Source organism: Thioalkalivibrio sp. ALMg13-2 (genome assembly GCF_000381185.1).
Lineage (GTDB): Bacteria > Pseudomonadota > Gammaproteobacteria > Ectothiorhodospirales > Ectothiorhodospiraceae > Thioalkalivibrio > Thioalkalivibrio versutus.
Genome location: NZ_KB906118.1, coordinates 46,574 through 54,790, shown reverse-complemented (window position 1 = coordinate 54,790; position 8,217 = coordinate 46,574). Strand labels below are relative to the sequence as shown.

The window sequence follows — 8,217 nt, the reverse complement described above, 5'->3', positions numbered from 1 at the left end:
CGGTTGAACCCCAGGATCAGTGTCTTCGGGCCAGGGCATGAGAGGCCGGTGAGGAGAACCCCTGGCGCTCCTATGAGGTGCGCCCTTCCCCGGAAGGGCCGACCCTCGACTGTAGAGAAGGGCAGCTCCGCGACGAAGTGAAGTCCGGTCGGTAACCAACCCACGTATATCAGAGTGATCCACCGTCGCAATTCGCTTCTCGTGCCCTGACCCGAAGACATTGAAACAAGGAGGCCTCTATCGAACGCTATAGCCAACCGTTGACAGGTCAATCCATATCAGGAGCGTGCTTGCACGCGAATGCCCCTGCCCGCGTCCAACTCTGGCAGGGGCTTCGCGTGCAAGCACGCTCCTACCAGGGCGGATGGTATGCGGCGATGCGTGCTATTCGGGGGAACGGCTCGGGTCGAGCAGGTGGTCGTGCAGGGCCTGGGCGGACTCGCCGGCCGGCTCTTCCACCCGCAGCTGCCAGACGGCGGCGGGGTGATCCGGCGACCATTCGCTGAAGACTACGAGGCCGGCGTACGGGCCGTGCCCGCGGATGGTGCCCAGCGTCAGGCGGCCGTCCGGGTCGCCGTACAAGTGCACTTCGAACTCGGGGGCGGGCGGCGGTAGCTTCCAGTAACCGTCCCGACCGGTCTCGCGGAAGGTGGCGTCGGAAGGCTCGGCGTCGTCGTCGAAGTGGCGGCGTAGCAGCGGCACCGACAGTCGGTGTGGCAGCCCCAGGACGGTCTCGATGCCCGTGCGGCCGTGGTCAACGGCCTGAGCGGCGGCCTCCAGCGGATCGCGCGGGCCCAGCCATTTCTTCAGTAGCTTGCGCATGCGCGGATCATCCGTGTGCCGTCCGCAGTGTGCAAGCGTCGGTGGTCATGTAGTGGCTTGGAGGGTGATGGCTGCCGGCGTTACGGTGCGGGTGGGTAAAAGAAAAGGAGTCAGTCATGGGGTTTGCACTGTCCGCGATGCAGTTGTCGAGTTCCGCCTTTGGGCCCGGCCAGCCGATCCCCAAGCGGCACAGCGGCGAGGGCGAGGATACCTCGCCTGCCTTGCGGTGGCGGGACGTGCCACAGGGCGCCCGGTCCCTGGCGGTGATCTGCCATGACCCGGATGCGCCGTTGATCCAGCCGGGCACCTACGGTTTCGTGCACTGGGTGCTGTACAACCTGCCGCCGAATCTGGATGGCCTCCCCGAGGCGACCGATCTGGGCGCGACCGGCCAGACGGACTTCGGTCGCACCGGCTACGGCGGGCCGATGCCGCCCGAGGGCCATGGAAAGCACCACTACTTCTTCTGGTTGCTGGCGCTGGACGCCGACCTGCAGCTCCCACCCGGCCTGACCCTGTGGCAGTTCCTGGAGCACGCCGAGCCCCACGTGATCGGCATGAACCGCCTGGTGGGCACCTACCAGCGCGACTGAGGCCTTGGGGGCATGGGGCATTTCCTGTAGGAGCCGCCTTGGCGGCGAAGCCCCTGCCAGAGTCGGACGCGGGCAGGGGCTTCGCGTGCAAGCACGCTCCCACAGGGATGCTCCCACAGGCGTGACTAGGGCTTGCGGCGGTCTGGAAGATGGCGTCATCCCGGAAACCGCAACGCGGTTATCCGGGATCTCGGGCGTTTGGGGGTTGGGCTGGCGTTGGAGATCCCGGCTCTTCGCTTCGCTACGGCCGGGATGACGGGGGCAGCGGTCGGTGCGGGCAGGGGCTTCGCGTGCAAGCACGCTCCTACTGGGCCCTGATCCCGCTTCGGGCCGTTTGGTCTTGACCGGGTGGGGCGGCGGGCGCACGATATGTACCACTTTATGTACGTTTCGGGTGACTGGCGATGACGACGCTGACGGCTACCGAGGCCCGCAAGGGTCTGTTCGATCTGATCAAGGGCGTGAACGAACAGCACGCGATCTACCATATCCGGCATCGCAACGGCGATGCGGTGCTGATGTCGGAAGACGAGTACGCCAGCCTGATCGAGACCCTGGAGCTGCTCTCCGAGCCCGGCTTCCGGCAGGAATTCGAGCAGGGCCGCCGCGAGGCGGATGAGGGCGATACGCTGGGCTTCGAGGAGGTGTTCGGGGAGAAGCAGTGACCTGGACCATTCGGTTCACCCGTCAAGCCGAGAAGGACTTGCGGCGTCTGACGCCGAAGCTGCGTGACAAGGTGAAGCAGATCCTGCGCAATCGGGTGGCGGTTGACCCGTACTGCGGCAAGGCGCTGGTTGGTGATCTGCGCGGGTACTACTCCCTGCGGATCAGCTACAAGGACCGTCTGGTGTACGCGATTCGGGACGAGCAGTTGCTGGTGATTGTGATCCGGGCGCGTACGCACTACGGCGAATAGCCTTGTAGGAATGTCTTGTAGGAGCCGCCTTGGCGGCGAAGCCCCCGCCAGAGCCGGATGCGGGCAGGGGCTTCGCGTGCAAGCACGCTCCTACAGCGATGCCCCCACAGGGGGCCAAGGCTTGCGGGGGTCGAGAAAAGGGCGTCATCCCGGAAACCGCGAAGCGGTTATCCGGGATCTCGGGCGTTGGGGGTGGGCCTGGCGTTGGAGATCCCGGCTCTTCGCTTCGCTATGGCCGGGATGACGGGGTATGGCGTTGCGGGCGGGATGACGGGGGGTGCGGTTGGTGCGGGCAGGGGGTGGCGGCGTTGTTGGCGCCATCCAGTCACAAAAAAGGCCCGGGCCGAGCGAACTCGGTCCGGGCCTTTTGCGTTCCCAGGCGGGTGCCCGGGGCGGCGGGGTGCTTAGTAGCGGTAGCCGAAGGCCTTTTCGAACTTGTCGGCGAACTCTTCGGCGGTGAAGTGGTGGTTCTGGGTGCCGGAGTGCGCGATCTTGATCGAGCCGATCAGCGAGGCGATACGGCCGGTGGTCTCCCAATCAAAACCCTTTTCCAGGCCGAACAGGATGCCGGCGCGGTAGGAGTCGCCACAGCCGGTCGGATCCTTGATCGCGGCCGGTTCGACCGACGGGATGGTGATCTTCTTGCCGCCGGTGTAGATGTCGGAGCCCTCGCCACCGCGCGTGACGATCATGGCGTCGACCATCTCGGCCAGCTGTTCCAGGCTCAGGCCAGTGCGGTCGGCGGTCAGCTGCGCTTCGTAGTCGTTGAACGCGGCGTAGGTGGCGTTCTCCATGAAGCGCTTCAGGTCGTCGCCGTCGAACATCGGCAGGCCCTGGCCCGGGTCGAACATGAACGGGATGCCGGCGTCGGCGAACTGCTGGGCGTGCTCGATCATGCCGTCACGGCCGTCCGGGGAGACGATGCCGACCTTGATGCCGTCGGCGTCGGTGACCTTCTGCTGGTGCGAGAAGCCCATCGCGCCCGGGTGGAAGGCGGTGATCTGGTTGTCGTCCTGGTCGGTGGTGATGAAGGCCTGACCGGTGTAGGTGTCCTTCAGCTCCTTGACGAACGTGCGCGAGATGGCGTGCTTGTCCATCCAGTCGGCGTACGGGGTGAAGTCGCCGCCCACGGTGGCCATGATCGTCGGGTCCGCGCCCAGCAGCTTCATGTTGTAGGCGATGTTGCCGGCGCAGCCGCCGAACTCGCGGCGCATGTCCGGGACCAGGAAGGACACATTCAGCATGTGCACCTTGTCCGGGAGGATGTGGTTCTTGAAGCGATCGGGGAACACCATGATGGTGTCGTAGGCCATGGACCCACAGATCAGTGCGGACATTGTTGCTCCTTAGCGTTGGCTGAAATCGTTGTCGTGCGCGCCTTTGAAGGCGGCACAGGACGTCCCGTGGCGCGCGCTGGAAGCCCGAATGGCGCGCCGGTCACGGGTCGTGCGATGTGCATAGGGTAAGTATTTGGGCGCAAAACAACAAATCGGGGGGCGATGGAAGCAGGGGTCGCGCTGGTATTTCACCCCCTGTCATCCCGGCCGAAGCGAAGCGCAGAGCCGGGATCTGCGTCATGTGGTGCGCCCCATCCCCGTCATCCCGGACACCGCGCAGCGGTGATCCGGGATCTCCCACGGTGGCACCGCTGACGTCGCAGATCCCGGCTCTACGCTTCGCTTCGGCCGGGATGACAGAAGGTTGGGGCGGGGTGTCCGGAAGCGCCTCGTTGCGGGGCGCCGCAGGGCGCCCCGAAGGGCGAGCGCAGCGAGTAACCTCCTGAAGCTGACACCGAAGGCGGATCTTGGAGGAACTGCCAGCGTTCGGAGGTTGCTTCGTCGCTGTGCTCCTCGCAATGACGGGGGCAAAAGCACCGTCATTGCGAGGAGCCGCAGGCGCCGTGGCAATCGGGTGAAGCTGGCGGTGCGGCGGGATCGGGTGGTTTTGGGTGGAGATCGCCACGGCGCTACGCACCTCGCGATGACGGTGATTGTTGCCCCGTCATCGCGAGGCGCCGCAGGCGACGTGGCGATCATCCGGCAGGAACCCCGACGTTTGCCCGGTTGGCGCCGGGACGGCCCCGAAGGTTGCGGCGGCGCTGCACGCCTCGTAATCACGCTGCGTGCGGTGCCGTTGTGCCGGGGGCTTTGTGGCAGCATGGGGGCATTCCCGCGAGCGAGGGCGTGACTGATGAATCCGCGCGTACTGATCCCGATCCTGATCATCCTGCTGTTGTTGCTGAGCCTGTGGTCCATGAGCCTGGACGGCGACGGGGGCATCCTGCCCGGCGCGCCCGATACGGGTGCGGCACCGGCGGCCGAGCGCATGGCCGCTGGATCAGGATCGGTTGCGCCCCGGGCGGCATGAATACAGCCACGGCGCCCGCTCCGGATGCGCCGCACGCCGGGCGTGAAGTGATCTTCCGCGCCGCCGGGGTGACCAAGGTCTACCGCATGGGCGAGGTGACGATCCACGCCCTGCGCGGGGTGGACCTGGAGCTCTATACCGGCGAGCTGGTGGTGATGCTGGGGGCCTCGGGCTCCGGCAAGTCGACGCTGCTGAACATCATGGGCGGGCTGGATACCGCGTCCGAGGGCGAGGTGCGCTACCGCGACCAGGATCTGGCGCAGGCCTCCGAGCGCACGCTGACGGCCTTTCGCCGGGACCATGTCGGTTTCGTTTTCCAGTTCTACAACCTGATCGCCAGCCTGACGGCGCGCGAGAACGTGGCGATTGTCACCGAGATCTCGCGCGACCCGATGCCGCCGGAGGAGGCGCTGGCGCTGGTCGGGCTGGAGGACCGCATGGACCACTTTCCCTCGCAGCTCTCCGGCGGCGAGCAGCAGCGGGTGGCCATCGCCCGCGCGATCGCCAAGCAGCCGGCGGTGCTGCTGTGCGACGAGCCGACCGGCGCGCTGGATTCGAAGACCGGTATCCGCGTGCTGGAGGTGCTGCAGCACATCAACGAGCGCCTGGATACGACGGTGGCGATCATCACCCACAACGCGGTGATCGGCGAGATGGCCGATCGCGTGATCCACCTGAGCGACGGCCGCGTGAGCGAGATCCACGAGAATGCCAGCCGACAGTCTCCTTCCTCGCTGCACTGGTAGCGGCGCCGGTCCCGGCTCGTGCGCGCTCTGAACCGCAAGATCCTGCGCGATCTCGGCCACCTGAAGGGCCAGGCGGCGGCCATCGCGCTGGTGATCGCCAGCGGGGTGATGACGCTGGTGATCGCGGTGACCAGCCTCGACGCCCTGACCATCACCAAGGAGCGCTTCTACTCCGAATACCAGTTCGCCGACGTGTTCGCGGAGATCACGCGCGCGCCGGAGAGCGCGGTGGAGCGCTTCCGCGATGCGCCGGGCATCAACCAGATCGAGACCCGGGTGCAGGCCCCGGTGCGCCTGGAGGTGGCCGGCTTCGACGACCCGATCCGGGGCACCATGCTCTCCCTGCCGGACGGGGGCGAGCCGCTGCTGAACCGGCTCTACCTGCGCGAGGGCCGGCTGCCCGAGCCGGGCCGCGAGCGCGAGGTGGTGGTCAGCGAGGCCTTCGCCGAGGCGCACGGGCTGGGCGCCGGGGATGCCCTGCGCGCGATCATCGACGGGCGCCTGACCGATCTCCAGATCAGCGGCATCGCGCTGTCGCCGGAGTTCGTCTATCAGATCAGCCCCACCGACCTGCTGCCGGACTACGAGCGCTACGGCATCCTGTGGATGAACCGCCGTGCGCTGGCGGCCGCCTACGGCATGGAGGGGGCATTCAACTCCGTCACCGTGAGCCTGCAAGCGGGCGCCGACCCGGAGCCCGTGATCGAGGCCATGGACCGCGCGCTGGCCCGCTACGGCGGCCTGGGCGCCTACGGGCGCGAGGACCAGTTCTCGCACCGCTTCCTGTCCGAGGAGCTGACCCAGCTGCGCGCCCAGGCGGCGATCCTGCCCACCATCTTCCTCGCGGTGGCGGCCTTCCTGCTGAACGTCGTGGTCGGGCGCATCATCCGCTCGCAGCGCGAACCCATCGCGGTGCTCAAGGCCTTCGGCTATGGCAATGGCGCGATTGCCGCGCACTACGGCCTGCTGACCGGCGGCATCGTGCTGGTGGGCTGTGCGCTGGGGCTCGCGTTCGGGGCCTGGGCCGCGCAGGGCCTGGCCGGCATCTACGCCGAGTACTTCCGCTTCCCGGCGATGAGCTTTCGCCTGCAGCCCTGGGTGATGGTGCTGGCGGTAGCCGTGGCGATGGGCGCGGCCATGCTCGGCACCTTCCGCGCGGTGTGGCAGGCGGTGCGCATGGCCCCGGCCGAGGCCATGCGCCCACCGGCACCGGAACGTTTTCACCGCGGCTGGATGGAGCGCACGGCGGCGTGGCGCGGGCTGGACCAGCCGACCCGCATCATCCTGCGCAACCTCGCGCGCCACCGGCTGAAGTCCGTGCTGTCGGTGATCGGCATCGGTCTGTCCGGCGGACTGCTGCTGATGGGCGCCTACCAGCTGAACGCCGTGGACCAGATGCTGGATACCCAGTACGGCCAGGTCCTGCAGATGGACATCGACTTGCAGTTCACCGACCCGGTGCCGGCGCGGGTGGCCGGGGAGCTGCGCCACGAGCCGGGCGTGCTGGCGGTGGAGACCTTCCGCGCGGTGCCGGTGCGCCTGGTCGGGGTGAACCGCGAGGAACGCGTGCGCCTGCTGGGTCTGGACGCGGAACCGCGCCTGCGTCAGCTGCCGATGGCGGGCGGGCGCGGTCGCCTGCCGGACGAAGGCATCCTGCTGACCGACTACCTGGCGGAGCAGCTGGGGTTGCGCGTCGGCGATCCGGTGGAGCTGGAGATCCTGGAGGGACGCCGGCGCACGGTCTCGGTGCCGCTGGCCGGGGTGGTGGAGGAGCCGATCGGCGTTGGCGCCTACATGTACCGCCCGGCCCTGAATCGCCTGATCGGCGAGGGGCCGGCCGTCTCCGGGGCCTGGCTGCTGACCGACCGTGCACAGGAGGAGGCCCTGTTCCGCAGTCTGTCCGATCGGCCGCGCGTTGCCAGCGTCGGTCTGATCGCGGAAGCCGAGCGCAACATCCGCGAATACATCGGCGAGACCATCATCGTGTTCGCCCTGGTGTTCGTGGCGCTGGCGGTGTCCATCGCCTTCGCCGTGACCTACAACAACGCGCGCATCACCTATGCCGAACGCGCCCGTGACCTGGCGACGCTGGAGGTGCTCGGCTACTCGCGCGGCCAGGTGAGCTGGATCCTGCTGGGCGAGATCGCCGTGCTGACGCTGGCGGCGATCCCGGTCGCCTGGCTCACCGGCACCGGTTTCGCCTGGCTGCTGAACCAGGCCTTCGCGATGGATTTGATGCGTGTACCGCTGGTGATCACGCCGCAGGCCTACGGCTTCGCCGCGCTGGGCATTCTGGTGGCGGCCAGCCTGACCGCGTTCCTCGCCTGGCGGCGCCTGCAGAGCCTCGACCGCGTACAGGCCCTGAAGGCAGCGGAATGACATTCCGAGGGACCGAACAGGCCAGCCGTCATTGCGAGGAGCGCAGTGAGTAATCTCCGTCCGAAATCACAGGATCCCCCGTCGGTGTCAGCTTCAGGAGATTGCCACGGCCCCTGCGTGGCCTCGCAATGACGATGTTCTTCCGCCGCGCTCGATCCCGTCATTGCGAGGAGCCGAAGGCGACGTGGCACAAAAGCAGCGGAGCTGCGTTGAACGGCCGCAGGCCGACCTGAAAGGTGAGCGCAGCGAGTAATCTCCATCCGGAACCAGCGCAGCCAGATCTTGAACGCATTGCCCGCTTTCGGAGGTTGCTTCGGCGCTGCGCTCCTCGCAATGACGGGGCTTGTGACGGTGGTTGCGGATCTTTACTCGCTGCGTTCGGCCGCGTGCCTTG

8 protein-coding genes are annotated in these 8,217 nt (G+C 67.5%); 6 read left to right on the top strand and 2 right to left on the bottom strand.

Annotation, left to right across the window (positions count from 1 at the left end; genetic code table 11):
* Positions 1 to 384 precede the first annotated feature (384 nt).
* Positions 385 to 822: a hypothetical protein gene (locus tag F618_RS0111580; protein ID WP_019568630.1), complete on the bottom strand. Its 438-nt coding sequence runs from the start codon at positions 820 to 822 to the stop codon at positions 385 to 387.
* Between the two features lie 116 nt (positions 823 to 938).
* Here F618_RS0111580 and F618_RS0111575 point away from each other — a divergent pair, with 116 nt between their 5' ends.
* From F618_RS0111575 to F618_RS0111565, 3 genes are all read left to right on the top strand, one after another.
* On the top strand, positions 939 to 1,415 hold the full coding sequence (locus F618_RS0111575) for a YbhB/YbcL family Raf kinase inhibitor-like protein (RefSeq protein WP_019568629.1): 477 nt from the start codon (positions 939 to 941) through the stop codon (positions 1,413 to 1,415).
* Between the two features lie 404 nt (positions 1,416 to 1,819).
* Positions 1,820 to 2,080 carry a type II toxin-antitoxin system Phd/YefM family antitoxin gene (locus tag F618_RS0111570; protein ID WP_018146344.1) on the top strand — a complete coding sequence of 87 codons (261 nt, stop codon included), beginning with the start codon at positions 1,820 to 1,822 and terminating at the stop codon, positions 2,078 to 2,080.
* Positions 2,077 to 2,331, top strand: a complete 255-nt coding sequence (locus F618_RS0111565; RefSeq protein WP_019563873.1) for a type II toxin-antitoxin system mRNA interferase toxin, RelE/StbE family — start codon at positions 2,077 to 2,079, stop codon at positions 2,329 to 2,331. The genes F618_RS0111570 and F618_RS0111565 overlap by 4 nt, the downstream gene beginning before the upstream one ends.
* 404 nt (positions 2,332 to 2,735) lie before the next feature.
* Here the strand turns inward: F618_RS0111565 and F618_RS0111560 are convergent, their stop codons facing one another.
* Positions 2,736 to 3,668, bottom strand: a complete 933-nt coding sequence (locus F618_RS0111560) for a carbohydrate kinase family protein (protein ID WP_018146342.1) — start codon at positions 3,666 to 3,668, stop codon at positions 2,736 to 2,738.
* 853 nt (positions 3,669 to 4,521) lie between these two features.
* Between F618_RS0111560 and F618_RS16225 the strand changes: the two genes are divergently transcribed.
* Genes F618_RS16225 through F618_RS0111545 form a run of 3 tightly spaced genes read left to right on the top strand, consistent with a single transcriptional unit; the run spans position 4,522 to position 7,823 of the window.
* On the top strand, positions 4,522 to 4,698 hold the full coding sequence (locus tag F618_RS16225) for a hypothetical protein (RefSeq protein WP_019568628.1): 177 nt from the start codon (positions 4,522 to 4,524) through the stop codon (positions 4,696 to 4,698).
* Positions 4,695 to 5,444: an ABC transporter ATP-binding protein gene (locus tag F618_RS0111550; protein ID WP_018938022.1), complete on the top strand. Its 750-nt coding sequence runs from the start codon at positions 4,695 to 4,697 to the stop codon at positions 5,442 to 5,444. Before F618_RS16225 ends, F618_RS0111550 begins: the two co-directional genes overlap by 4 nt.
* A gap of 18 nt (positions 5,445 to 5,462) precedes the next feature.
* Entirely contained in the window at positions 5,463 to 7,823 is a 2,361-nt protein-coding gene (locus tag F618_RS0111545; protein ID WP_019568627.1) for an ABC transporter permease, read from the top strand.
* Positions 7,824 to 8,217 lie beyond the last annotated feature (394 nt).

Bases quoted from the DNA above. Each gene is read 5' to 3' on its own strand.
- F618_RS0111580 (WP_019568630.1), bottom strand. From the start codon at position 822: ATGCGCAAGCTACTGAAGAAATGGCTGGGCCCGCGCGATCCGCTGGAG.
- F618_RS0111575 (WP_019568629.1), top strand. From the start codon at position 939: ATGGGGTTTGCACTGTCCGCGATGCAGTTGTCGAGTTCCGCCTTTGGG.
- F618_RS0111570 (WP_018146344.1), top strand. From the start codon at position 1,820: ATGACGACGCTGACGGCTACCGAGGCCCGCAAGGGTCTGTTCGATCTG.
- F618_RS0111560 (WP_018146342.1), bottom strand. From the start codon at position 3,668: ATGTCCGCACTGATCTGTGGGTCCATGGCCTACGACACCATCATGGTG.
- F618_RS16225 (WP_019568628.1), top strand. From the start codon at position 4,522: ATGAATCCGCGCGTACTGATCCCGATCCTGATCATCCTGCTGTTGTTG.
- F618_RS0111550 (WP_018938022.1), top strand. From the start codon at position 4,695: ATGAATACAGCCACGGCGCCCGCTCCGGATGCGCCGCACGCCGGGCGT.